General features: G+C 68.6%; 24 protein-coding genes. 12 read left to right on the top strand and 12 right to left on the bottom strand.

Translation table 11 applies throughout. The annotated features are described in order from the left end of the window. Positions 1-31: 31 nt before the first annotated feature. Positions 32-793 carry a FadR/GntR family transcriptional regulator gene (locus tag EV651_RS38170; protein WP_133790543.1) on the top strand — a complete coding sequence of 254 codons (762 nt, stop codon included), beginning with the start codon at positions 32-34 and terminating at the stop codon, positions 791-793. On the opposite strand, the gene EV651_RS38165 is transcribed toward EV651_RS38170, so the two are convergent. Continuing rightward, positions 716-1,165, bottom strand: coding sequence for a DUF6069 family protein (locus EV651_RS38165; RefSeq protein WP_133790541.1), 450 nt, complete (start codon positions 1,163-1,165; stop codon positions 716-718). The two genes, EV651_RS38170 and EV651_RS38165, sit on opposite strands and share 78 nt — an antisense overlap. A 136-nt stretch (positions 1,166-1,301) precedes the next feature. Here EV651_RS38165 and EV651_RS38160 point away from each other — a divergent pair, with 136 nt between their 5' ends. From EV651_RS38160 to EV651_RS38135, 6 genes are all read left to right on the top strand, one after another. After that, positions 1,302-2,444, top strand: coding sequence for a sensor histidine kinase (locus EV651_RS38160; protein WP_133790539.1), 1,143 nt, complete (start codon positions 1,302-1,304; stop codon positions 2,442-2,444). After that, entirely contained in the window at positions 2,441-3,088 is a 648-nt protein-coding gene (locus tag EV651_RS38155; protein ID WP_202870707.1) for a response regulator transcription factor, read from the top strand. Before EV651_RS38160 ends, EV651_RS38155 begins: the two co-directional genes overlap by 4 nt. A gap of 10 nt (positions 3,089-3,098) precedes the next feature. Continuing rightward, positions 3,099-3,764 (top strand): response regulator transcription factor, encoded by a 666-nt coding sequence (locus EV651_RS38150; RefSeq protein ID WP_133790535.1) that lies wholly within the window; start codon positions 3,099-3,101, stop codon positions 3,762-3,764. A 374-nt stretch (positions 3,765-4,138) separates the two neighbouring features. Next, positions 4,139-5,038, top strand: coding sequence for an ABC transporter ATP-binding protein (locus tag EV651_RS38145; protein ID WP_133790533.1), 900 nt, complete (start codon positions 4,139-4,141; stop codon positions 5,036-5,038). After that, a complete protein-coding gene (locus EV651_RS38140) occupies positions 5,028-5,873 on the top strand; it encodes an ABC transporter permease (protein ID WP_133790531.1) in 846 nt (281 codons plus the stop codon). Before EV651_RS38145 ends, EV651_RS38140 begins: the two co-directional genes overlap by 11 nt. 43 nt (positions 5,874-5,916) lie before the next feature. Continuing rightward, on the top strand, positions 5,917-6,681 hold the full coding sequence (locus tag EV651_RS38135; protein WP_133790529.1) for an SDR family oxidoreductase: 765 nt from the start codon (positions 5,917-5,919) through the stop codon (positions 6,679-6,681). Positions 6,682-6,845: 164 nt separating this feature from the next. Here the strand turns inward: EV651_RS38135 and EV651_RS38130 are convergent, their stop codons facing one another. From EV651_RS38130 to EV651_RS38115, 4 genes are read right to left on the bottom strand one after another with little or no spacing between them, the layout of a single operon-like run. Then, positions 6,846-8,114 carry a glycoside hydrolase family 125 protein gene (locus EV651_RS38130; protein WP_133790527.1) on the bottom strand — a complete coding sequence of 423 codons (1,269 nt, stop codon included), beginning with the start codon at positions 8,112-8,114 and terminating at the stop codon, positions 6,846-6,848. A gap of 8 nt (positions 8,115-8,122) precedes the next feature. Then, positions 8,123-9,298 carry an ROK family transcriptional regulator gene (locus EV651_RS38125; RefSeq protein ID WP_133790525.1) on the bottom strand — a complete coding sequence of 392 codons (1,176 nt, stop codon included), beginning with the start codon at positions 9,296-9,298 and terminating at the stop codon, positions 8,123-8,125. 46 nt (positions 9,299-9,344) lie between these two features. Continuing rightward, positions 9,345-10,892, bottom strand: coding sequence for a hypothetical protein (locus EV651_RS38120; RefSeq protein ID WP_133790523.1), 1,548 nt, complete (start codon positions 10,890-10,892; stop codon positions 9,345-9,347). A gap of 33 nt (positions 10,893-10,925) precedes the next feature. Then, a complete protein-coding gene (locus EV651_RS38115; protein WP_133790521.1) occupies positions 10,926-12,131 on the bottom strand; it encodes a cysteine desulfurase-like protein in 1,206 nt (401 codons plus the stop codon). A gap of 91 nt (positions 12,132-12,222) precedes the next feature. Between EV651_RS38115 and EV651_RS38110 the strand changes: the two genes are divergently transcribed. Then, on the top strand, positions 12,223-13,206 hold the full coding sequence (locus EV651_RS38110) for a DMT family transporter (RefSeq protein ID WP_133790519.1): 984 nt from the start codon (positions 12,223-12,225) through the stop codon (positions 13,204-13,206). Here EV651_RS38110 and EV651_RS38105 read toward each other — a convergent pair. Genes EV651_RS38105 through def form a run of 4 tightly spaced genes read right to left on the bottom strand, consistent with a single transcriptional unit; the run spans position 13,203 to position 17,091 of the window. Beyond that, on the bottom strand, positions 13,203-14,198 hold the full coding sequence (locus tag EV651_RS38105; RefSeq protein ID WP_133790517.1) for a DMT family transporter: 996 nt from the start codon (positions 14,196-14,198) through the stop codon (positions 13,203-13,205). The genes EV651_RS38110 and EV651_RS38105 overlap by 4 nt on opposite strands. Positions 14,199-14,246: 48 nt before the next feature. Then, on the bottom strand, positions 14,247-15,626 hold the full coding sequence (locus EV651_RS38100) for an RsmB/NOP family class I SAM-dependent RNA methyltransferase (protein WP_133790515.1): 1,380 nt from the start codon (positions 15,624-15,626) through the stop codon (positions 14,247-14,249). Continuing rightward, positions 15,623-16,546: a methionyl-tRNA formyltransferase gene (fmt, locus tag EV651_RS38095; RefSeq protein ID WP_133790513.1), complete on the bottom strand. Its 924-nt coding sequence runs from the start codon at positions 16,544-16,546 to the stop codon at positions 15,623-15,625. The genes EV651_RS38100 and fmt overlap by 4 nt, the downstream gene beginning before the upstream one ends. After that, complete coding sequence (def, locus tag EV651_RS38090; protein WP_133790511.1) at positions 16,543-17,091, bottom strand: peptide deformylase; 549 nt, start codon at positions 17,089-17,091, stop codon at positions 16,543-16,545. The genes fmt and def overlap by 4 nt, the downstream gene beginning before the upstream one ends. Positions 17,092-17,250: 159 nt before the next feature. On the opposite strand from def, the gene tnpB reads away from it, so the two are divergent. From tnpB to EV651_RS38075, 3 genes are all read left to right on the top strand, one after another. Continuing rightward, positions 17,251-18,693 (top strand): IS607 family element RNA-guided endonuclease TnpB, encoded by a 1,443-nt coding sequence (tnpB, locus tag EV651_RS38085; protein WP_202870704.1) that lies wholly within the window; start codon positions 17,251-17,253, stop codon positions 18,691-18,693. A 237-nt stretch (positions 18,694-18,930) separates the two neighbouring features. Continuing rightward, positions 18,931-19,941 (top strand): C39 family peptidase, encoded by a 1,011-nt coding sequence (locus EV651_RS38080; RefSeq protein WP_238157465.1) that lies wholly within the window; start codon positions 18,931-18,933, stop codon positions 19,939-19,941. After that, entirely contained in the window at positions 19,942-21,087 is a 1,146-nt protein-coding gene (locus EV651_RS38075) for a hypothetical protein (RefSeq protein WP_238157464.1), read from the top strand. Between the two features lies 1 nt (position 21,088). Here EV651_RS38075 and EV651_RS38070 read toward each other — a convergent pair whose 3' ends face one another. Beyond that, on the bottom strand, positions 21,089-22,261 hold the full coding sequence (locus EV651_RS38070; protein WP_133790507.1) for an epoxide hydrolase family protein: 1,173 nt from the start codon (positions 22,259-22,261) through the stop codon (positions 21,089-21,091). Between the two features lie 90 nt (positions 22,262-22,351). On the opposite strand from EV651_RS38070, the gene EV651_RS38065 reads away from it, so the two are divergent. Further along, entirely contained in the window at positions 22,352-22,969 is a 618-nt protein-coding gene (locus EV651_RS38065) for an ABATE domain-containing protein (RefSeq protein WP_133790505.1), read from the top strand. On the opposite strand, the gene EV651_RS38060 is transcribed toward EV651_RS38065, so the two are convergent. Further along, positions 22,917-23,459 carry a DUF1707 domain-containing protein gene (locus EV651_RS38060; protein ID WP_133790503.1) on the bottom strand — a complete coding sequence of 181 codons (543 nt, stop codon included), beginning with the start codon at positions 23,457-23,459 and terminating at the stop codon, positions 22,917-22,919. The genes EV651_RS38065 and EV651_RS38060 overlap by 53 nt on opposite strands. A gap of 4 nt (positions 23,460-23,463) precedes the next feature. Continuing rightward, complete coding sequence (locus EV651_RS38055; protein WP_133790501.1) at positions 23,464-24,084, bottom strand: HAD family hydrolase; 621 nt, start codon at positions 24,082-24,084, stop codon at positions 23,464-23,466. Positions 24,085-24,096 lie beyond the last annotated feature (12 nt).

Raw genomic sequence — 24,096 nt, 5'->3', positions numbered from 1 at the left:
TGTGGTCGGACCACACGGGTAGGGTCGTCTCATGAAGAATTACGAGCTGGTCCTGCACCGGGTCGAGGCCGACCTGGCGGCCGGGCGGCTGCGGATCGGCGGGCGGTTGCCGGGTGAGCGGGCGCTGGCCGAGCAGCTCGGGATCAGCCGGCCGTCGGTGCGCGAGGCGGTCCGGGTCCTCGAGGCGATGGGCGTGGTGCGGACCGCCACCGGATCCGGTCCCGACGCGGGTGCGGTGATCGTGGCGGAGCCGGTGTCGCCGCTGACCGCCGTACTGCGGTTGCACCTGGCAACCAATCACCTGCCGATGGGTGACGTCGTACAGACCCGTCTACTGCTTGAGTCCTGGGCCGCGCGGGAAGCGGCCGCGCGGGAGCTCGAGGCCGGCGAGCTGAAGGTCGCGGAGGAGCTGCTGGACCGGATGGACGACGCCGGGTTGTCGCCGGAGGAGTTCCACGTGCTGGACGCGGAGTTCCACGTCGCACTGTCCGGGCTCGCCGGGAACGTGCTGATCGCCGCAGTGATGACGTCGTTGCGTTCGGCGATCCACGGGTACGTATTGGCCGCCGTACCCAATCTGCCCGACTGGGAGGGGACTGCTGTCGGGCTGAGGTCCGAGCACCGGGCGATCCTGGCCGCGGTGCGGGGCGGTGAGCCGGAACGCGCGGCCGACCTCGTAACCGCGCACATCCGGGGGTTCTACCAAGCGGCTCAGTTAGCACCGTTCGGCGGCGGTGAGGGCGGTGCGGCGGAGGCCGAGGATGACGATCGTGCCGACGACGAGGTGGAGTGACGCGAGGCCGAGCTTGGCGCCGATGCCGATCCCGTTCGTCAGCGGGCTGCCCAGCGAGGTGACGCAGACGATGGTCGCGACGACGGTCCAGATGTTGCAGGCGCGTGGCGTACGGCGCTCCAGGATCGAGAGCAGGCCCCAGCCTGCGAAGGCGACGAAGACCGTAGAGACGACGACGGCGATCGCGCCGATGTGCTGAGTGCCGCCTTGGCGGGCCTCCAGGGTGAGCCCGGCGAGCGGGGCGAGGATCGCCCAGTCCGCTAGCGCTGCTAGGGCGGCGACACCGACAACCGCGAGACGGCTCCGACCGGGGACGCGACGAGGCGCCGACGCGGCGGACGTCGGCGTGTGCTGAGCGGTCTTGTTCTGCATCGGGAGCTCCTCTGGGTAATGGGGTTGTGGGATCACCTTGCTGTGGGGCGGGAGTTGGCGGCATCGGCCGGGAGTCGGCGGGCCTTCGACTTTGGTCGGTGGTGGGAATCGCCTGCGGCCGCCTAGTCTCGGCGGCATGGAGGAGTTGTGCGTGCCGCGGAGGCCGCCGAAATGGGTCGGCTTCGTCGCGACCGGCGCGATCGGAGTACTGGTCGCGATGACGATCGTCGGGCGGCTGGCGGACCCGGAACACCGGCAGTTCCTGCTGCTCGACATCGCCGTCGGACTCGTCTCTGTCGCGCTCGTCCCAGTAGTGGGCAGACGGCCGGTGCCGGGCGCGATCGCCCTGGCGGTGCTCGCCGCCCTCTCCCCTGCCGCAACCTCGCCGTCCACCGTCGGCACGCTCACCGTCGCGTTGCGCCGGCCGTTGCGTACGGCGATCCTGGTCGCCCTCGCCGGTACGGTCGCCCATCTGATTCAGGGCCTGTGGCAACCGATTCACGGCCTTCCGTTCCTGTGGTTCGCCGTACTGGACGTCGTCGTGCACGCTGCGCTGGTCGGCTGGGGCCAGGGCACTCAGGCGCGCCAGCAGTTGCTGGAGTCGCTGCGGGAGCGCGCCCGCCGTGCCGAGGCCGAACAGGGGCGCCGGGTCGCCGAGGCGCGGTCCAACGAGCGAACCAAGATGGCGCGCGAGATGCACGACGTACTCGCGCATCGTCTGTCGCTGCTCGCGACGTACGCCGGTGCCCTCGAGTACCGCCCGGATTCGTCGCCCGAGAAGCTCGCCAAGGCGGCCGGCGTGATCCGGACCGGCGTACATCAGGCGCTCGACGAGCTCCGCGAGGTGATCAACGTCCTGCGCGACGAGGATGTGTACGAGGGGCGGCCGCAGCCGACGTTCGGGGACCTGCGGGCGCTGGTCGAGGAGTCGCGCGAGGCTGGTACGACGATCGCGTACGACGATCAGGTGGCGGATCCGACGTCGTTGCCACCGGCAACCGGAAGGACGGCCTACCGAGTCGTGCAGGAAGGGCTGACGAACGCTCGCAAGCATGCGGCTGGACATCCTGTGACCGTGCTGGTGGCCGGTCAGGCGGGCGACAGGCTGCGGATCGAGCTGACTAACTCGGCATCGAACGGTACGCCGCTGGCGCCGGGTAGCGGGACCGGGCTCGTCGGGCTGACCGAGCGCGTGCAACTCGCGGGCGGCACGCTGGACCACGGTCAGGTGCCCGGTGGCGGGTTCCGGCTGGAGGCCTCGCTACCGTGGCCCTCATGAACATCCGGGTCTTGGTGGTCGACGACGACGCGTTGGTCAGGGCCAGCCTGGAGATGATGCTCGACGGCGCGAACGGGATCTCCGTGGTCGGGCAGGCCGCCGACGGGGACGAGGTACCGGCCGCGGTCGACGCGCACTTCCCGGACATCGTGCTGATGGACCTGCGGATGCCGCGGGTGGACGGGATCGTCGCGACGCGGCGGGTGCGGGCGCGGACGAATCCGCCCGAGGTCGTGGTGCTCACCACCTTCGACACCGACGAGAACGTCCTGCACGCGCTCCGCGCCGGGGCGAGCGGATTCCTCCTGAAGGACACGCCGCCGGCGCAGATCGTCGACGCTGTACGCCGGGTCGCGGCCGGTGACCCGATCCTGTCGCCGGCGATCACGCGGCGGCTGATGGACCGCGCCGCCACCCAGGCCGACGCGCACACGATCGCGCAGCGGAAACTGCAGCGGTTGTCGCCGCGGGAGTACGACGTGATGCTCGCGGTCGCGCAGGGCAAGGCGAACGCCCAGATCGCTGCGGAGCTGTTCATGAGCCTGGCGACGGTCAAGGCACACATCTCACACATCCTCACCAAGCTCGAACTCGGGAACCGCACCCAGATCGCACTGCTCGCCCACGACGCTGGGCTCGCATAAGCTCCGTCGCATGATTCGGGTACTGCTGGCGGACGATCAGGCGTTGGTGCGGGCCGGGTTCCGGTCGTTGCTGAACGCCGAGGACGACATCACGGTGGTCGGCGAGGTATCGGACGGTGCCGAGGCGGTCATGGTGGCGCGGCGGGAGAAGCCGGACGTGGTGCTGATGGACATCCGCATGCCCGGCACCGACGGGCTGGAGGCGACGCGGCAGATCGGCGCGGATCCTGAGCTGGCCGACGTCCACGTGGTGATCCTGACGACGTTCGACCTGGACGAGTACGTGTTCGAGGCGCTGCGGGTCGGGGCCAGCGGGTTCCTCGTGAAGGACACCGAACCGGTCGAGCTGCTGCAGGCTGTGCGGGTGGTGGCGCGTGGGGATGCGTTGCTGTCGCCTGGCGTGACGCGGCGGCTGGTGGCGGAGTTCGCGTCGCGGTCGCGGCAGCCGCATGCCAGCAAGGAACTCGACGTACTCACGGAACGCGAGAAGGAGATCGTCGCACTGGTCGGCGAAGGTCTGTCGAACGACGAGATCGCCGAGCGCCTCGTGCTGAGCCCGGCCACCGCGAAAACCCATGTCAGCCGCGCCATGATCAAACTAGGCGTCCGCGACCGCGCCCAACTCGTCGTACTCGCCTACCAAACCGGCCTCGTCCGCCCAGGCTGGCTGGGTTGACGTTCTGGTTGATGAGCCGGAGTGTGCAAGGTCAACAGGACTTGTACGTCCACTGCCCCCGCCCGCACGCGTGAGGCTGGTTCGATCGCGAGGCAGTAGGCCTATAAGTCCTGTCGAGCTTGCACAAGATCCGCCGCTGTTGCGCGTAGGCAGCTGGCTGAGGAGCACTGCGCGGGCGCACCTGTCCGGTCTGCCTGAGGGAGCCTACGGCGACCTGATTCGGAGTGGGGTGGAGCGCGTCGCGGGGGCGCTCGCGGCCGGGAGTGTGCGTCGGCTGGAGACCAACCCGAGCAGCTGAGTACTCCGAGGGGGGTAGCTGGGGTCACTCCCCCGAGGCGACGCGGTGGAGGGTTTGTGGGCGGCACTCTCGTTGTATGGATGCGCTAGTTGAGGTCAGTGGGCTGACCAAGAGGTATGGCGGCACCTTGGCGGTTGATGGTGTCGATCTGACGGTGTTGCCGGGTGAGGTGTACGGGTTTCTGGGCCCGAACGGCGCGGGGAAGACGACCACGCTCCGGATCCTGACCGGGCTGATCGCGCCGACGAGTGGAAGCGTGCGGGTACTGGGCGGGCGGCCTGGGGATGCCGGAGTGCTCAAAAGAACCGGGTCGATGATCGAGTCGCCCGCGTTCTACCCGTACCTGTCGGGGCTCGACAACCTGCGGCTGCTGGCCGAGTACGCCGGGGTGTCGCGGCAGCGGATCGACGAGGTACTGGGGCTCGTCGACCTCGCCGATCGCGCGAAGGACCGGTTCTCCACGTACTCCCTGGGGATGAAGCAACGCCTCGGTGTCGCGGCTGCGCTCCTCAAGGATCCCGAGCTGGTGATCCTCGACGAGCCGACCAACGGCCTCGACCCGGCCGGGATGCGCGACATGCGCCGCCTGATCCGCGAACTCGGCACCGAAGGCCGGACCGTGCTGCTGTCCAGCCACCTGCTCGGCGAGGTACAGCAGATCTGCGACCGGGTCGGCATCATCAACGCCGGCCGGATGGTTGCCGAGCACAACGTCGACGAGCTGCGCGGCGAGCAGGAACTCGTCGTCCGCGCCGCCCCTCGCGAGGACGCACAGCGGCTCCTGACCCGCTTCGGCAGTGTTCACCAGCACGACGACACGCTGCGGGTGCAGGTGGATCCCGCGAAGGCCGCCGAGGTGAACCGGGCACTGGTGGAGGCCGGGATCGACGTGTCCGAGCTGCACACCGCCGAACGCGCGCTCGAGGACATCTTCTTCGAGCTGACCACAGCGAAGGAGACGACCGATGTTGGGTAGCTATCGAGCGGAGATACTCAAGCTCCACAAGCGATCCGCGGTCTGGGTGCTGTTCGGCGCCGGCCTGGTGCTGAGCCTGATCTTCGGCTACCTGCTGCCGTACCTGGGCTACGCGACCGGCGACGACAACCCGCAGACCGACGGCGTACCGCGTGCCGAGATCCTCCGCGGCATGCTCCCGGCACGCGTCATCGACAACACGATCGGCGGCTACCCGATCTTCGCCGGCGCCCTCGCGCTCGTCCTCGGTGCGATCGTGATCGGTGGCGAGTACACCTGGGGAACGCTGAAGACCGTGCTCACCCAGCGCCCCCGGCGCGGCACGATCCTGGGCGCCCAGTTCCTGGCGCTCGGCACGATGATCGCGCTCTGGGTGCTCGGCATCTTCGCCGCCTGCGCACTCTGCAGCCTCGGCATCGCCACAGCCGAAAACGGCTCGACGACCTGGCCGGGAATCGGCGATCTCCTGCAAGGCCTGGCGGGCGGCTGGCTGGTCCTGATGATGTGGTGCCTGGCCGGCGCAGTACTGGCCGTTGCCTTCCGCAACGTTGCACTCCCGATCGGCCTCGGCGTGGTGTGGATCCTCGGCATCGAAACACTACTGGCCGGCGTCGTGAGCAGCCTGCTGCCAAGCCTCAAGTGGCTGGCCAACGTCCTGCCCGGCACCAACGCCGGCTCACTGGTCTTCAGCGTGACCGGCATGGCAGCCGCCGACGCCCCACCAGGCGTACGCGACGCAGTCAGCGGCACCCGCGCCCTACTAACCCTGATCGCCTACTGCGCCACCTTCACCGCCCTAGCCACCTGGACCACCCACCACCGCGACGTCAGCTGAAACACGGTTGCTGCCCGAGCCGTCGTCCAGCAGGATCACGAGCATGACTTATCCAGCCGAACGACCAGTCGCCCTTGTCACCGGCGTCGGCCGCACCGTCGGCATCGGCGCCGGTATCGCGCGCCGCCTGGCCGCCTCGGGCTGGGACATCGCCTTCACGTTCTGGACGGCGTACGACGAACGCATGCGGTGGGGCGTCGAGTCCGGAGCAACGGACGAGATCACGAAGGAGCTCATGGAGCTCGGCGCCACCGCCGTACCGATCGAAGCCGATCTCGTCGATACCGACGCACCCGAGCGCATCTTCGCCACCGCCGAAGAACAGCTCGGCAAGGTAACCGCCCTTGTCATGTGCCACTGTGAGTCCGTCGACTCCAGCATCCTCGACACGTCGATCGAGAGCTTCGACCGGCACTTCGCGATCAACGCACGGGCCACCTGGCTGCTGATCCGCGAATACGCGCGGCGGGTCGCAGGTCCGCACGGCACCGGCCGGATCGTCGCTCTGACCAGCGACCACACTGTCCACAATCTGCCGTACGGCGCGAGCAAAGGTGCCCTGGACCGCATCACACTCGCGGCCGCACAGGAACTGTCCCACCTGGGCGTGACCGCGAACGTCATCAATCCCGGCCCGATCGACACCGGCTGGATGACCGACGAGATCCGCACCGCCGGCATTCAGCACACTCCACTCGGACGACTCGGAACGCCGGAGGACACCGCCAATCTGGTCGAATTTCTGTGCTCCGAGCGGGGTCAATGGGTCAACGGCCAACTGCTCAAGAGCAACGGCGGCTCGGCCTAGCTCATCCCGGCCTGAGCAACGGATGGGCGGGGGCGTGGCGCGAGTGCGACGGATCGGGCCGGGGCCCGCGCGCCGGGGGCGTTCGACAGGTTATTGCCTGTGCGGACACACCAGTACCTGTACAACGCCCCCACAGTCGGCACCCAAACAACTCGAGCGCGACGTCAGCTGATGCCGGCGTGGACCAGGGCTAGTTCGCAGAACATGGCGTTGGCCCAGGAGAACCATTCGCGGGTGTAGTTGCGGGGGTCGTCTACGTCGAAGCCCTCGTGCATCTGGCCGGTGCCGCCGGTGGTGTCGCGGAGGAGCTCCAGCAGGTGTTGGCGTTCCTCTGCCGACGTGCTCGAGATCCCCTGTACAGCAAGGGCGATGTGCCAGATGTAGCGCGGCGGGGTGTGTGGGCTGCCGATGCCCGCGGCTGCGGTTCCGCTGTAGTAGTACGGGTTCTCCGGGCTGAGCAGCAGAGAACGCGTAGCGAGGTACGTCGGGTCGTCCGGGGCGGCGTACCCGGTCAGCGGGATCGACAGCAGGCTCGGCATGTTGGCGTCGTCCATCAGCAGCGTCTCGCCCAGACCGTCCACCTCGTAGGCGTAGACGCGCCCGTGCTCCGGATGCTCCACCGTGCCGAACGAAGCGATCCCCTCGTCGATCTCGGCCTTCAACGCCTTCGCGCGATCGGCCAGCGGCTCGTCCCGCAGTACCTCGGTCGCGATCTCCTGCAGGTACCCGAGCACCACCGACGCGAACATGTTGCCCGGCACGTTGAAGCCCAGCTCCGTCGCGTCGTCACTCGGCCGGAACGCGCTCCACGACATCCCGGTCGGCCGCGTCAGGCGCCCCCGTCCCTCGCGGACGAGCGTGTCCGACGGGCGGTCGTCGTGTCGCTGGAAGCGGTACGGCGAACGCGCCTCATGGTCCTGCTCCACGGTCCACAGCTCGACGATCGCCTCCGCGGCGGCCCGGTACCGGTGGTCGATCACGTCCGCGCGGCCGGTGATCCGCCACAGCCGGTACGCCAGCTCGAGCGGGAAGCACAGGGAGTCGATCTCGTACTTGCGCTCCCACACCCACGGCGACATCTCGGTCTCGTCGGACGTGTGCCCGGCGCCGTTCGCCTCCTTGTTGAAGGCGTTCGCGTACGGGTCCAGGACGACGTACTCGAGCTGCCGGTGCAGCACGCCGATCAGCACGTCCTGCAGGCCCGGATCGTCCTTGCACAGCAGCAGGTACGGGCGGAGTTGCGCGGCCGAGTCACGCAACCACATCGCCGGGATGTCGCCGGTCAGCACGAACGTCGTACCGTCCGGCAGGCGCTCGGCGACGGCCGGCAGGTTGCCGGCCATCGAGCGCTCGAACATCTCCGCGATCACGTCGTCACCGGCGGCCTCCCGGACGGCCGCGGTGGCGCGGGCGAGGACCTCGGGGTCGATCATCAAAACATCTACCTTTCAGCGGCAAGAGCGGGGGCAAGTGAGGGGTTGGGCGAGAACGTCCGGTCGAGGACCAGGCTCGCGGCGCCGATCGCGCCGACGTCAGCGCCGAGCGCCGTACCCGTGACGTCGAACGGGTGCACCGCCGCCAGCAGGAAGCGTCCTTCCAGCGCGGTGCGTACGCGGTCGTGCAGAACCGGGGCGAGCTGCTCCCAGTGCGGACCGCCGAAGACCACACGCTCCAGGTCGAGCAGGTTCGCGATGTCCTCGACCACCTTGGCGATCCGCTCCGCGAGCGTGGTGACGATCTTCTGCGCGGCGCCGGAACCGTCCACGGCCAGCGCGCAGAGCCGGGCGAAGGCCGCGTCCACCGCGTGCCGATCGTCCAGGTCGATGCCTTCGGCAAGTACGCCGGCCTGGACCGCCTGCTCCACCAGGTACTTGGGCTGGCTCGCCTCACCGACACAACCACGCCGCCCGCAGTAGCAGAGCGGACCGTCGGGATCGACGATCACGTGACCGATCTCGCCGACGTTGCTCGACGATCCGCGGACGACCTCGTCACCGATCACCAACCCGGCACCGACACCCGTGCCGAGATAGAAGAAGACAAAACTGCCGCCCTGACCGGCCCATTTCTCGGCGGACGCGGCTGCGGTCACGTCCTTGTCCAGGACGATCGGCAGACCGGTCCGTCCGCTCAACGCGTCGCGGAGCGGGACGAGGTGCCAGTTCGAGAGGTTCGGCGGGTCGACGACTACACCGCGCTCGACATCGATCGGCCCGGGCGCGGCGATTCCGACGCCGCTGACCCGGTCGCGCGGTGCGCCGGACGCGGCAATCACTTCCTCGATCGTCTTCGCGATGCCGTCGATGAGTACGCCGGGGTCGTCGGCGTACTGGTCGACGAGCCGCCGCGCGACCACCTCACCGGTGAGATCGAGCAGTACGACGGTGACGACGGAGGGATCCAGGTGGACGCCGACGGCGTACTGTCCGGTGGGTTCGAGCTCGAGCAGCGTCCGTGGTTTTCCGAGGCCGGCGCCGCGCAGCCGTCCGGCTTCGCGGACCAGGCCGGCGTCGAGGAGGCGGCGCACGATGTTGGAGATCGCCTGACCGGACAGACCGGTCGCTTCGGCCAGTTCGACGCGGCTCAGCTGCTCGCTGCGGCGGATCGCGTCCAGCACGACGGCATCGTTGAATCCCCCGACGCGATCGAGGTTCGTCCCCCGTCTAACCAATTGGATCCGCACCCCACGGTTGCGACCAGTCGTAACGTTTGGTGTCGTTGCCCGTCCGCCACACGTTCGGCGTGGTGTTGACGAGCCAGTCGGCCGGCTCGATCCCTGAATCACTCACCGTACCGCCGTTGAGCGCCAACCGTATACCGTCGCGCAGCGCGCGGTCCGTGCGCTCCGTCCGTGCCGCCGGATCGATCGACAGGAACAGCGCCGTACCGGAGCGCGCGACCAGGTCGAGGAACCGTTCGTTCAGCTCCCACGGCGTCCGCGGCGTACAGGGGACGCAGTCGGCGTCGACTGTGAAGAACCGGTTGTGCTGTGGGAGCCGGAACGCGAGCGTGTTGATACCCATCTTCCGGGTCCGCTCCCAGTCCCGCCCGGACGTGTCGTCCCCGGTCCGCTGGACGTCGACGAGTCCGGCGGCGAGATGGCCGACGGTGTTGCAGCCGATCAGTACGACGTCGTCCGCGGCCGCGCGGATCTCCCGGTAGAAGGCGAGGATGATCTCGGCCGTGGTTCGGGACGGGTCGTGGAACTGCCAGCCGTCGCGCGTCAGCCGGGACCCCATCGCGGGGCCGAAGGCACCGAACACGTCGTACGTGCTGAAGTCGTGCTTGACCAGCTCGAAACCCCAGTCCTTGAACCGCTGCAGGTCGGCGCGCACGCCGTCCAGGACCTCCGGGTACGACGGATCCAGCGCCCGCCCCGGCTTGTCGTGCGGGCCCTTCGAGGCCAGCGTGGACGGCTCGCGGACCAGGAGCGGGCGGAACCACAGGCCCGGCCGCGCACCGATCTCCTTGATCGCGGCCGCCGTACCGGCCATGTCGTCGAAGACTCCCGGCGTACCGCGGTCCCAGGGCCCGCCGGAGGCGATGCCGCCGGGGTACCAGCCGTCGTCGACGACGCTGAACGGCTTCACCGGGTGCCCGTCGGCGAGCTCGACGATCGTGGACGCGTCCTGCAGGACGGCCTTCTCGTCGAAGTTCTCGCCGTACGCGTAGTACCAGTTGTTGGCCCCGACCACCGGCGCGGGCTCAGGTCGCGCCGGTAGTCGGGTGCTCATGGAGGCGACTGCTGCGTGCAGCGTCTGCCAAGGGGTGCCGGCGTCCTCGAATCGTCGCACGACTGCTGCCGTTAGCGTACGACCGTCCAAAAGCACCGGACCGCCGCCGTTGCGCAGGTCGAGCCAGAGGGTGAACCCGTCACCGTCGACGGTCCACGCGCAGAACGCGTTCGGCTGCACGTCGACGCCCATACCGAATGTGCCTGCTCCCGAATGGGCGAGGAAGTACCACGGCAGGAGGCGCTCGGGTTGCTGGTGACGCCACTGCAGGTCGCCGTACGAACGCTCCCACGCGTCGCCGAGGATCAGCGCGTCGCTCGGCAGCTTCTCCGACCAGCGGAGGGCGACCCGGGAGATCCGCTCTGCCGTGACCTCGATGGTCCCGTCGTTCCAGCTGATCTCGGCCCCGGCGCGCGCCGGGGCGACCAACTCTCCCGAGGGATCCACCTGGACGAAAACAGCGTTCGGTTCTCTCACTCGGCTCCCTCGGGGTCAATTTCCCCAGAGACTTTAGTTAGTGCCTCTCGGGCCGGTCAAGGCGGAGACCGCGGCCACGAGACGGTCGACGTCCGACTGGTCCGTGTACGGCGCGAGACCGGCGCGGATTGCACCGGCGGAGCCGAGGCCGAGGTGGCGGGCGGGCTCGTACGCGTAGAACGAACCGGCCGGGGCGTTCACGCCCGCCTTCGCGAGGTGCTCGGAGACCGCGGCGGGGGTGTGACCGTCGAGGGAGAAGAGCAGGGTCGGCGTGCGGTTCGCGGCGTGGCCATAGAGGGTGACGCCGGGGATCGCCTGCAGGCGGGCCTCGAGGTCGTCGCGGAGGGCATCCTCGTGCGCTTCGACGCTCTTGAGGGAGCTGGTGAGGCGTTCACGCCGAGTGCCGCCGGTGCCCGCAAGACCAGCGATGAAGTCGACGGCGGCGGTCGTGCCGGCGAGCAACTCGTACGGCAGCGTCCCGAACTCGAAGCGCTCCGGTACGACGTCCGTCGACGGCAGGAGCTTGTCGGGCTTCAGCGTGTCGAGCAGCTCAGGCGCCGCGGTCAGCACGCCGAGATGCGGACCGAAGAACTTGTACGGCGAGCAGACGTAGAAGTCGGCGTACCGGGCGTCGACCGGCGCATGTGCGGTGAGGTGCACGCCGTCGACGTAGATCAGCGCCCCGGCCTCGTGCACCTGGTCGGCGATCTTCTGCGTGTCGGGACGCGTGCCCAGGAGGTTGGAGGCGGCGGTGACCGCGACGAGTCGGGTGCGGTCGGTGAGCAGCGGGGCGATGTCGTCCAGCTCGGAGGTCTCCGGGTCGAAGCCGAGCCACTTGACCGTGGCGCCGGCGGCCTCGGCCGCCTGGACCCACGGACGGACGTTCGCGTCATGGTCGAGACGGCTGACGATCACCTCGTCGCCCGCGGACCAGGTCTTGGCGAGGGTGCGGGAGAAGTCGTACGTGAGCTGCGTCATGCTGCGGCCGAAAACGATCCCCTGCTCGATCGTGCCGAGCAGGTCGGCCATCGCCTGACGGGCGCCGACCACGATCTCGTCGGCGCGGCGCTCGGCGGCGGTCAGTTGGCTGCGGTTGGCGAGCGCCGAGGTCATGGTCCGCGCCACCGCGTCCGCGACGGCCTGCGGGGTCTGCGAACCACCGGGACCGTCGAAGTGCGCCGCTCCCTCGTCGAGCGCGGGGAACTGCTTCCGGACGGCGACCACATCGAAGGCACTCATGCGCGTCATCCTCTCTCGCTGCTGACAGCGGACGCTACTGCCTGCCCGAATGCGGATAAAAATGCGCGAACTGTCCGAGGAGTAGTGCAGGATGTCAGGAGTGAGCACGGTAACGACTCCTGACAGCACCTCCAGCCCCACTCCGGTCCGGGCCTGGCTTCCCGTCATGCTGGCCCTCGCCGCGATCTGGGGCTGCAGCTTTCTGTTCATCTCGGTCGGCGTCCGCGAGTTGCCGCCGCTGTATCTCGCGCTCGGACGGGTGGTCGCGGGCTCCGTCGTACTGCTCACGATCCTCGCCCTGAAGCGCGAGGCGCTACCGCGGGACCCGCGGCTGTGGGCGCACTCGTTCGTGGTCGGGGCGATCGGTTCGGCGATCCCGTGGACGTTGTTCGGGTACGGCGAGGAACGGATCCCGTCGCTGCTCGCGGGCATCTGGAACGGGATCACGCCACTGGTCGTGCTGCCGATCGCGGTGCTGATCTTCCGAACCGAAAGGTTCTCCGCGCAGCGCGGGGTCGGGCTGCTGATCGGGTTCGTGGGCATGCTCGTCGTCCTCGGAGCCTGGCGGGTGAATGCCGGGGCGGACCTCCTCGGCCAAGGGCTGTGCATGCTGGCCGCGGTGTTCTACGGCCTCGCGATCCCTTACCAGAAACGGTTCCTGGCCGGGACGACCCTGTCGGGCACGGCCTTGTCGACCAGCTTGTTGCTGTGCGCAACGGTCCAGTTGGCCGTCGTCGCTCCCCTGGTCACCGGGCAGGCTCCCCCGGCGCCGTGGTCGCTGTCGGCCAAGACCGTGCTGAGCGTTCTCGCCCTCGGCGCGCTCGGGAGCGGGCTCGCGTTCGTGCTCAACATGCGCAACATCCGCCTGATCGGCGCCAGCCGCTCGTCGATGGTCACGTACCTGATGCCGATCTTCTCGATCATCGTCGGCGTACTGGTCCTGCAGGAACACCTCACCTGGTACCAGCCCGTCGGCGGTCTCGTCGTCCTCCTCGGAGTGGCCGTCTCCCAGGGCGTCCTCAGAAACGTCCGCCGCAAGCCGGCCGTTGTCGCGGAGGCACCTGCCATCCCCTAGGCAGCGTGCCGGAGGTTGGGTACGGCGGCCACCACCACGGCAACCAGTGCAAGCAAGGTGCCGGCAACGACCGGTGTCGTGATCGGCTTGTCGGCGACCGGCAGGAAGATGTCGACGAACAGGCTCGCGATCAGTTGGCCTGCGATCGTGCCGAGGCCGAGCACGAAGACGCCGACCACTCGGACCACGGCGGCCGCGGCACTGATGAAGATGACGCCGCACGCGCCGCCGAGGTACAGCCAGGGCTCGCTCGGCAGGTGGCGTGGCGCGCCGCGGAGCGAGAGATCGACGGCGAACACGATCAGCAGAGCGACGAATCCGACGAGGAAGTTCACCACGCCGGCCGCGACCGCGCCGTACGCGTCGGACGAGGCGGCCCGCGCCACCCGCCCGTTGATGGCCTGCTGCACCGCGGTGCCGACGCCGGCCAGCGCGGGCAGGATCGCCAGCATCAGACCGTCAGGGTGGCTCAACTGCTCCGACACGGCGAGGCCGACCGCGAGCAGCGCGATCAGTGCGCCGACGATCCGTACGGCGGTGAGCGGCTGCGGACCGGCCGGGCCGAATCCGAGGCGATCGACGACCAGGCTGCTGATCGCCTGCCCGGCCACACCCGCCACCAGGAACACCGCGACACCGATCACGGAGACGGTGATCGACTGCGTAGCGACGAGAAACGCGCCCGCGAGTCCGCCGAGACACTGCCACCAGCGCAGACCGCCGTACCCACGCATCGGCCGCCGGATCGTGCGCCAGACCTTGACCAGTCCGCGCCGTACCGGAGGCACCACCGCCGCCGCGACCAGCAGGATCAGCAGACCGGAGCCGAACGAGATCAGCGCCGCCGGGATCCCGTCACCGAGAATGCCGCCCAGTTCGCCGTTCAAACGTGACTGGACCGCTACCAGCATCCCGATCCCGAATGCCGAAGCAAGCCCCACGACGTGGTGCCGCCGGGTCGAAGGAGCGGGACGGGTGGCGGTTGTTGTCACCCCTCTATCATGACCGTTCGACTGATAGCACCTGACACCAGGTCCGGATCATGAGCGACGAACGAGTGCGAGATACATCGCGTCGGTGCCGTGCACGTGCGGCCAGAGCTGGGCGTCGGGGCCGTCACCCAGCTCCGGTACGCCGGGGAACAACGCCCGCGCGTCCTCGAGAGCCGCGTCGTCGCGGCGCCCCAGGACCGCGTCGACCACCGCCCGGGTCTCGTCGGGATGCGGCGAGCACGTGACGTACGCGACCACTCCGCCCGGCCGGGCCGACGTGATCGCCGAGTCGAGCAGCGCCTCCTGGAGCGGGCGTAGCTCCTCGACGTCTTCCGGCGTACGGCGCCAGCGGGCTTCCGGACGGCGGCGCAGCGCACCCAGACCACTGCACGGTACGTCGGCCAGCACGCGGTCGAACGAACCCTCCGGCCAGGTCGGCTTCGTCCCGTCGCCGACGAGCACCTTGTGATTGCCTGGGATCGCCCGCAGGTTCTGGCGAACCAACTCCGCGCGATGCTTCAGCGGCTCCACAGCAGTCAGCTGTCCGTCCTTCATCAGCGCGGCCAGCAGCGCTGACTTGCCGCCTGGCCCCGCACACAGATCGAGCCAGTTCGCGTCGTCGCCGTCGACCTTCGCCGACGCCAGCGCGATCGCGACCAGCTGCGAACCTTCGTCCTGTACGCCGGCCCGCCCGGTCGCGACCGCTGCGATCCGACCCGGATCCCCACCGCCTTCGAGCACCGCGCCGTACGGCGACCAGCGCGCCGGGACCGCACCGGCATCGACCAACTCTTCCACCTCAGCCAGCCCCGGCCGAGCAACGAGCGTGACCCGAGGCGGCTCGTTGTCCGCGACAAGCAGATCCTCCAGGCCGGGGGCGGCCCCTCCGAGCGCTCGATCGAACGCCTCGATCACCCAGCGCGGATGGGCTTCGGCGATCGCGAGGTAGCCCAGGAGATCCTCGTCGGGTCGCGGCGCGGTCGTCGAGATCCATTGGTCCAGCGAGCGCTGACTGATCTTGCGGAGTACGGCGTTCACCAGGCCGGTGCGTTTCTGGCCAAGCTCGGACCGGGTGAGCGTGACCATCTCGTCCACGGCGGCGTACGAGTCCACCCGCATGTTGAGCAGCTGGTGGGCGCCGAGGCGGAGTACGTCCAGGAGTTCGGGGTCGAGGTCCGGGAGTGGACGCGTGACGCACCGCGCCAGGAAGGCGTCGTACGTTCCCTGCCAGCGGAGCGTGCCGTGCACCAGCTCGGTGCAGAACGCGGCATCACGGCCGCCGAGTCGCGCGTCGCGGAGGGCCTTGTTGAGCGCGAGGTTCGCGTAGCCGCCCTCGGCGGTGACCTGCCGGACTACCTGGTACGCAACCCGCCGTACCGGATCCGAGCGCCGCTGCGGCGCCCGATTACGTGCGTTCCGATCGGTCACCCCAGAACGTCCGCATCGGTGAGCCGGACGCCGCGTGCCCAGTCGGCCGCTGCCATCGGCTTCTTGCCCTGCGGCTGAACCGTCACGAGCTCGATCGCCTTGCTCCCGGTGCCGACCTTCACGCTCGACTTGGTCGCCTGCAGTTCGCCGGGCTTCAGCTCGTCGTCGGTCAGCCGTACGGCGAGGACCTTCAGCCGCTCGCCCCGGAACATCGTCCACGCCCCCGGCGCCGGGTTGCATCCACGCACGAGCCGATCGACGCGTTGCGCCGGCGCTTTCAGGTCCAGCTCGGCGTCCTCGACCGTGAGCTTCGGCGCCAGCGTCACGCCGTCGGCCGGCTGCTCGCGAGCCTCCAGTACGCCGGCCTCGATCCCGTCGAGCGTGTCGACGAGCAGCTTCGAACCGGACACCGCGAGCCGCTGCAGCAGGTCCCCGGACGTGTCCTCGGGACCGATCGGTTCGGTGAGTACGCCGTACACCGGGCCGGCGTCGAGCGCCTTCACGATGCGGAACGTGCTCGCCCCGGCCACGTCGTCGCCCGCGATGATCGAGTGTTGCACCGGCGCGGCGCCACGCCACGCGGGCAGGACCGAGAAGTGCAGGTTGATCCAGCCGTACCGCGGGATGTCTAGCGCCGCCTGCGGCAGCAGCCCGCCGTACGCGACGACCGGGCAACAGTCCGGCGCGATCTCCCGCAGCCGGGCCAGGAACTCGGGGTCGCTCGGCTTGACCGGCTTCAGGATCTCGATCCCGCCGAGCTCCTCGGCGTACTGCGCGACCGGCGACGCCACGAGCTTGCGGCCGCGGCCGGCGGGCGCATCCGGGCGGGTCACGATCCCGACCAGTTCGTGGCGGCTGGCAACGATCGCCTCGAGCGCGATGACAGCGGGTTCCGGCGTACCGGCGAAGACGACTCTCACAAGCCAAATCCGTTCGTCGGGTGCGGCGAGACCTTGATCTGCGGGGGGCCGTTCAGGCCGGACCAGTCGGATTCGCGGATCGCTTTCATCGCCTGCTTGCGGGTCTCGCGATCGAGCCGGTCCACGAACAGGATGCCGTCCAGGTGGTCGGTCTCGTGCTGGATGCAGCGGGCGAGCAGGTCCGATCCCTCGATCACCACCGGGTCGCCGTACATGTTGAAGCCCTTGGCGATCACCGACTGGGCGCGGCGGCAGTCGAAGGTCAGGCCGGGGATCGAAAGACAGCCTTCGGGGCCGAACTGCTCCTCGGGCGACAGCGTCAGCTCCGGGTTGATCAGATGCCCGAGCTCGCCCTCGACGTGGTATGTGAAGACTCGCAGGCCGACGCCGATCTGCGGCGCCGCGAGGCCCGATCCGGGCGCGTCCTGCATGGTGTCGGTGAGGTCGGCGACCAGGCGGCGCAGCTCGGCGTCGAAGTCGACGACCGGGTCGGCCTTGGTGATCAGCACGGGGTCGCCGAACAGGCGGATGGGTTGGACCGACACAGACTCTCCACAGCACTCCACGGACCTGGACCGGGCAAGTCTAGTTGGCCCGCCTGATGGATTCCCGCCGGGAGGCCCTCCCGTTTGTTGCCACAAGCACGTACTGTGGTCCCAGGCGTACCCTCAGTCACTGTCGTCACACGCCGCTCGGGAGACCCAATGCTCACAGCAGCACAGGAGCTGCTCGACAGACCAGGAGTAGCGAAAGGCGCCGCGCGAGCGGGCATCGCCTCTTCCGAGGAGCTGACTAGGGGCTCCGTTCTGACGTTAAAGGCGTACAAGTACGCGTTGAATCCGACGCCCCGTCAAGGTCGGCTCCTGGATGGGCATTGCGCGGCTGCTCGGCTTGCGTTCAACTGGGCACTCGGCTGGGTGAAGGCGAACCTCGACCAGCGGGCGGCCGAGCGGTCCTACGGCATACCGGATGAGCTACTGACTCCAGCGATTTCGTGGACGATGTACTCGCTGCGCAAAGCCTGGAACCAAGCCAAGGCGAGGGTTGCGCCCTGGTGGGCGGAATACTCGAAAGAGGCCTACGCTTCCGGCCTCACCCAATTGGCGGCGGCGCTCAAGAACTGGGGCGAGTCGCGTAAGGGCAAGCGCCGCGGTCGCGCGATGGGGTTTCCACGGTTCAGGTCCAAGCGCAAGGCGGTCAAATCGTGCCGGTTCACGACCGGCACCATCGGCTGCGAGGAGCGGTACGCCGTACTTCCCCGCATCGGCCGCATCCGGCTGCACGAGACACCGGCACCGGAGTTGCTGAACGGCACCGCCCGGATCATGGCCGCGACGATCCGGTTCGAGCGCGGCCGCTGGTTCGTGTCGTTCACCGTCGAACAGAAGATGCCCGCCCAGATGCCGAGGCGTCCCGACGCGGTGGTCGGCGTAGACCTGGGCATCAAGTCCCTCGCGATGCTGGCCGGGCCGGAGGGTGAACCCCAGACTGTGCCGAACCCGAAGCACCTGGACGCAGCGCTGCGGAAACTCGGCAAGCTGTCGCGGCGCGTATCCCGCCGCGTCGGTCCGGATCGCCGTAGTGGCCGGATACCTTCGAACAGGTGGAAACGCGCCAACGCCCAGCGCAATCGTGTCCACCACACGGTGGCGTACCAGCGCGCCGACGCGCTGCACAAGCTGACAACTGACATCGCCCGCAAGTACGGGACTGTCGTGATGGAAGACCTGAATGTCGCCGGGATGCTGCGGAACCGCCGGCTGGCCCGCCGGATCGGGGACGCGGGGTTCGGCGAGATCCGGCGCCAACTGGCCTACAAGACCCAGTGGAACGGCGGAAGGCTGGTCGTCGCCGACAGGTGGTTCCCTTCGAGCAAGACCTGCTCCGGGTGTGGAGTGGTGAAAGCCAAGCTGCTCTTGTCCGAACGCAACTACAACTGTGAGTCCTGCGGTCTGGTCATGGACCGTGACGAGAACGCGGCGAGGAACCTCGCCGCGCTGGCAGTCGCCGCGAGTGGCGCGGAGACGTTAAACGGACGTAGAGCCGACCAGAGGACCCGGGCTACCGGGCAGGTGGCTGTGAAGCGTCTACCCGGCAGCCGAGAGCGTGAGACCGGGACCGCCTCGCCAGAGGCTGTAGGTGAGTAGCCAATGACTACTCACTTGCGACCGGCAACTCTGATCCTCCTGGGTGCACTGCTCGCTCAGGCACCCCTCACCGCCGAGGCCTACGAACCGCGCGAGCCCGCCGGTCCCGCCGCACCGCCACCCACCGCGCCGCCCAGTACTGCGCCGCCTACTACTGCGCCGCCTACTACTGCGCCGACCTCCGCGCCGGCGTCTGGAGCGCCCAATGAAGCTCCCGCGCGATCGTGGAGCGAGGTGGTGAAACAGGTCACCGAGAGCTCGCCGGGTGATGTGCAGCTCAGGTCGGCTGATACCTCGGCGCAGGCTGCCTCGATGCTTCGGTGCTTCAAGCTCGACACCGAGAACTACTGCCTCGGCCTCGGGTTCGTCAGCCAGGTGCCGACCGGCGCCCAACGGCACGCCCTGATGACCGAGCCGAACCTCCGCGCCGCGGACGAGGTGAGCGCCGAGCAGGACATTCCCACCGGTGATCTCACGCCGGCTGCGTTCGTCGGCGCGCGTGCCGCGATGCCGAAGAGCCGGCGCGTCACCGCGGAACTCGACGAGATGCAAGCCGCCTGGAATGGCCGCGAGAAGGCCCGCGAACTCCGCGAACTCGCCGAGACGCAAACACCTCCGCCCAACCCCGAGCCCACACCGGGACCCACCCCAGAGCCGACGCCGACTCCTGTGCCGTCGACCCCGGTGGCTCCGGTCGCCGCGCCTGCGTCGGCCTACATCATGAAGGGGTTCCAGACCTCGCAGGAGAAGGGGTACTGGTGTGGTCCGGCGACGTTCCAGTCGATCGACTGGGCCGACGACAACCAGAAGGACACCCAGGCGTCCTGGGCCAAGGACCTCGGCTCGACGAGCTCCGGTACGGCGATCTCAGCGATGGTGAAGCAGACGAACCTGAAGACCGCCTGGCCCAAGACCGCCGGCACGTACATCGTGCAGAGCGTCTCGAACTGGAACGCGCAGACCTTCTTCACCGTGCACCAGAAGCACCTCGGCGTGTACAAGGCCCCGGTGATCGAGCACGTTCAACTGCTCAAGCGGTACTTCCCGTACCTCGCCTTCAACCACAGCGGGCACTACCAGGTCGGCCGCGGCTACGACAAGGCGAAGGGCACGATCGCGATCTTCGAGGTGTTCAACGAGCGCCGTTTCAACAGCCGCGGCAACGTCACCGACGGCCCGAAGAACATCCCCGCGAGCGCCCTGTTCAACGCCACCCTGGCCAACTCCTTCAAGAACATCGGGCTGTAAATGCGTCGTCGTACGGTTGCCGTTGGCACTGTTCTGCTCCTGGCCGTGGCGGGCTGCTCCTCCAACAGCCCGGAGAGCAGTCCGTCACCGAGCACAACCCCCGCACCCAGCACCACACCGCCACCGACCACCAGCCCGACGCCGACGCGGCCGTCGGACACCGGTACGGCGCTGCCCGCGTGGGCGAACGTGCTGCGGCAACCGGTCGACGGGCAGCACCTCGTCACCCAGCAACGCAAGTACGTCGTGACCCGCGGCAGCGATGAGGCCGGTACGACGACCGTCACGGACCGCACCAGCAAGAAGGTCGTCGTACGGCACGTACCCGCGAGCGGCTTCGTCGCCCAGTCCCCCGTCGTCATCGACGACCACTGGGCGCTGATCGAGGACATCCGCTCCGACGGCCCCGACCCGCAGCTCAAGGTGCTCCGCTACGACCTCACGACGGGCAAGGCCACCTCACCGACCGCGATCCCGCCCGTCTCCGAGCCGGAGATCGGCGCGTACGACGGCACCTTCGCCTACAGCTCCACCGACGCGAAGAACCGTTCCTGCCTGATCGTCGCGGACCTCGCGACGCTCAAGTCCCGCACCGTCACCTGCGTTGCGACCCCGGGCTACGTGGCCGATCCCGTGGTGTCCGCCGACACGGTGACGTTCAGCGAGATCATCGCGCCGGAGACCACGCGCCGCTGCAAGCGGATCCGCACCGCTCCCCTGTCCGGAGGCGCCGCCCAACCGGTGCCCGCAGCAACCAACTGCATCCAGTGGAGCGGCGCGACGCTGCGCGGCGCGACGATCTGGTCGGAGGTCGCCGCCTCGGACCCGGACCAGTACCAGAGCAAGGCGTACGTCCGGGAGTCCGGCGACTCCCCCGCCCGCCCGCTCGGCACCGTCGTCACCGACACGATTCTTGCCTGCGGCAACTGGATCCTGTGGGAGACCCGGACGGTCGGAGCAGGCGGCGAGGAGACCTACCAGATCAACCGCTGGCGCTCCGGTCTCTCCGCCCCGCAACGGCTGTACGCCGCCAAACCCGGCGTCGCGCTCACTCCGATGACGTGCCAGGACAACACGGTCTTCGTCGAAGCGGCGTACCTCGCGACCACCCCGACGTACACCGAAACTATCTCGGCCGCGCTCTAGTTCACCGAGTAGCGGCCAGCACTGCCGCGAGTCCTTCTCGCAGATCCTCGACGAAATACTCGGGGACCTCCAGCGCTGGGAAATGTCCCCCGATTTCGGGCGTCCTCCAGCGGACGATCTGCCGGTACCGCTCCTGCGCCCAGGGGCGCGGACATTTCTCGACGTCGCGGGGATACATCGTGAGTGCCGACGGGACGTCGACCCGAAGTTCGGGGTCCAGCGAGTTATGGCTTTCGTGGTAGATGCGGGCCGCTGATGCGCCGGTTCGCGTCAGCCAGTACAGCGTGACGTCATCGAGAACGCGGTCTCTGGAAATCCGCTCGAACGGGCTCTCTTCGGTGTCTGACCACTCGGCGAACTTGTCGAGGATCCAGGCAAGCAGCCCGACGGGTGAGTCGACGAGTGAGTAGCCGATGGTCTGCGGCCGGGTCGCCTGCTGCTTCGCGTACGCCGCGCGGTGGCGCCAGAAGTCGCGAGTGTCCTCGGTCCATTCGCGCTCGATCGCTGTCAGCCCGTCCGTTGTCATCCCGGGCGGCGCCTCCGCGAACGTTGTGTGGACACCGAGAACGTGCGCCGGGAACCTGCCGCCGAGGACCGTGGTGATATTGCCTCCCCAGTCGCCGCCGTGGGCCAGGAACTTGCCGTATCCCAGCCTTCCCATCAATTCGACCCAGGCGGCCGCGATCTTCTCGGTTCCCCATCCGGTCGTGGCCGGCTTGTCGCTGTAACCAAAGCCTGGAAGCGACGGAACCACGACGTGGAACGCCGGCGCGTCGGCAGCTTTCGGATCCGCCAACTCGTCCACTACGTCGATGAACCGAGCAATGCTGTCCGGCCAGCCGTGCGTCAGGATCAGCGCAGTGGCATCGGCGCGCGCGGATCGCCGGTGCAGGAAGTGGATTCCCAGATCGTCGATCGTCGTACGGAACTGACCGATCCGATGAAGGCGCTCTTCGAAAGACCGCCAGTCGTATCCGGTGCGCCAGTAGTTCACGAGCTCGACAAGGTCGGCGAGCGGAACGCCCTGTTCCCATCGGCCGGGGCCGGGCGCGGCGCCGTGGACCGTCTCAGCCTCCGGTAGTCGAGCCGCGGCCAATCGCGCGCGCAGATCGTCGAGATCGGCGTCAGATGCGTGAGCTTCGAATGCTTGTACGTCGCTGGTGAGCAGGGGCATGAGGCCTCCCTGGCCATCGTCGTGGAACCGGCTAAGACGGTTCCACCATGTCATGCCTACGCTCGGCGCGCAACCGGCTAAGATGGTTCCATGCGTGATGGGTTTCCCGACTTTCGCCTCGGTAGCGTGCTGGCGACCAGCTTCACGGGGACTGTGTCGGAGCGTCACGGCAACGCGGTGGAGCGCATTCCGACACCGCAGCGGCTCATCGACTGGCTGACGGTGAGCGGGCTCGCCGTCGACTCGTGCACGACTGCCCAGCTCGACCTCGCGCGGGAGCTGAGGGAGTCGATTCACGCCGCTGCGACCGCAGCGGCGATCCAGGACACCCTGCCTGCAGCTGCTGTCCAGGTCATCAATGACCGCAGCCTTCAAGGTCGGGCCGCAGCTGTCCTGACGCCAGAGGGCGGGCGGCGATGGCAACTCGGCTCGGCTTCCAGCGTGGAAGATGCCCTCGGCGTGATCGCCGCCGACGCGATCAGCATCATCGCGGGCGAACGAGACGGCAGGTTGGCCTTGTGCGCGTCACCGACCTGCCGAGCCGCCTTCTTCGACACCAGCCAGAGCCGCACCCGCAAATGGTGCGACATGAACACATGCGGCAATCGTCAGAAAAAGGCCCGCTTCATCGCCAACCAGCGCAACAACCAGCCTGCTAGCGGCGCGCGTGCCGGATCTTCAGGCGACCGAAGCCCATCACGCCGGTGATCCGCACCCGCGGGCCGTCGCCGGTGGAGTTCTTCGGCGGCTTGTAGCGGGTGTCCTTCCACTCGGTGCGGACCGCGTCGAAGTCGACGACCGCGTCGCGCGGCAGCGTGATCTTGACGCCGCCGTGCAGCACGTTCAGGTCGATGTCGACGTCCGCGTGCTCGAACTGCGCCCGCGACAGATCCAGCCGTACCCGCCCGTGCAGGGACTCGACCTTCAGATACCGCGGCACCCGCCAGACACCCCGCCGTACGATCCGGCCGGCGGAGGCGCCGATCGTCGCCGAGCGGCCCGGCTGCTCGGCCGGGAGCGCAGCGACGGCGACCTCGAGATCCTGGCGGGTCCTCGCGGCCAGGACCTGGTGCAGTTGCTGCTCCAGTTCGTCGTGCGTGAGGTACCCACCGGTGTAGGCCGCCTGCACGCGCTCCACCGCCGCATTGCGGTCCGCGTCCCCGATCGCGGGCGAGCGTTCCTCTGGTACGGAAGTCACCGGATCACTGTAGTGGCAGGCCGCGTTCGCGCAGCTGGGTCCGCAGGTTCGCGGCGCCGGTGAAGACCTCGGCGTCGAGGCCGACCGCGCGGGCGCCGTCGACGTTGTACGCCATGTCGTCGGTGTAGAACGTGCGCGCCGGGTCCAGACCGAAGCGTTCGATCAGGATCCGGTAGATCTTCTCGTCCGGCTTCGCCGTCTGCTCGACCCCGGACACGACCTCCCCGTCGAAGTGGGTGAGGATCGGGAACGCCTCCTTGGCGACCTCCCACTTCTCGCCGGAGAAGTTCGTCAACGCGTACGTCGGTACGCCGAGCGCCTGCAGCTCACCGAGCACCGCTGCGGTGTCCTCGAACACGCCCCTGACCATCTTCAGCCAGCCGGTGTCGTACGCCTCGATCCACTCGGCGTGCTCCGGGTGCAGGCTGGTCAGCTCGGCGATCGCCTCCGCCCACGGACGCCCCTCGTCCTGCTTGTGGTTCCAGGCCGGCGTGGCCACGTTGGTCAGGAAGTGCGTCCGCTGCTCCTCGTCCGGGATCAGGTCGGCATACAGGTACGTCGGGCTCCAGTCCAGCAGCACCCCACCGATGTCGAACACCACCACGTCGATCGTCCGCTCACTCATACCGGCAACCCT

This window comes from Kribbella sp. VKM Ac-2571, assembly GCF_004362255.1.
GTDB classification, from domain to species: Bacteria; Actinomycetota; Actinomycetes; order Propionibacteriales; family Kribbellaceae; genus Kribbella; species Kribbella pratensis.
Note: the sequence above shows the minus strand (reverse complement) of the source record. Positions and strands in the feature narration are given on the sequence as shown.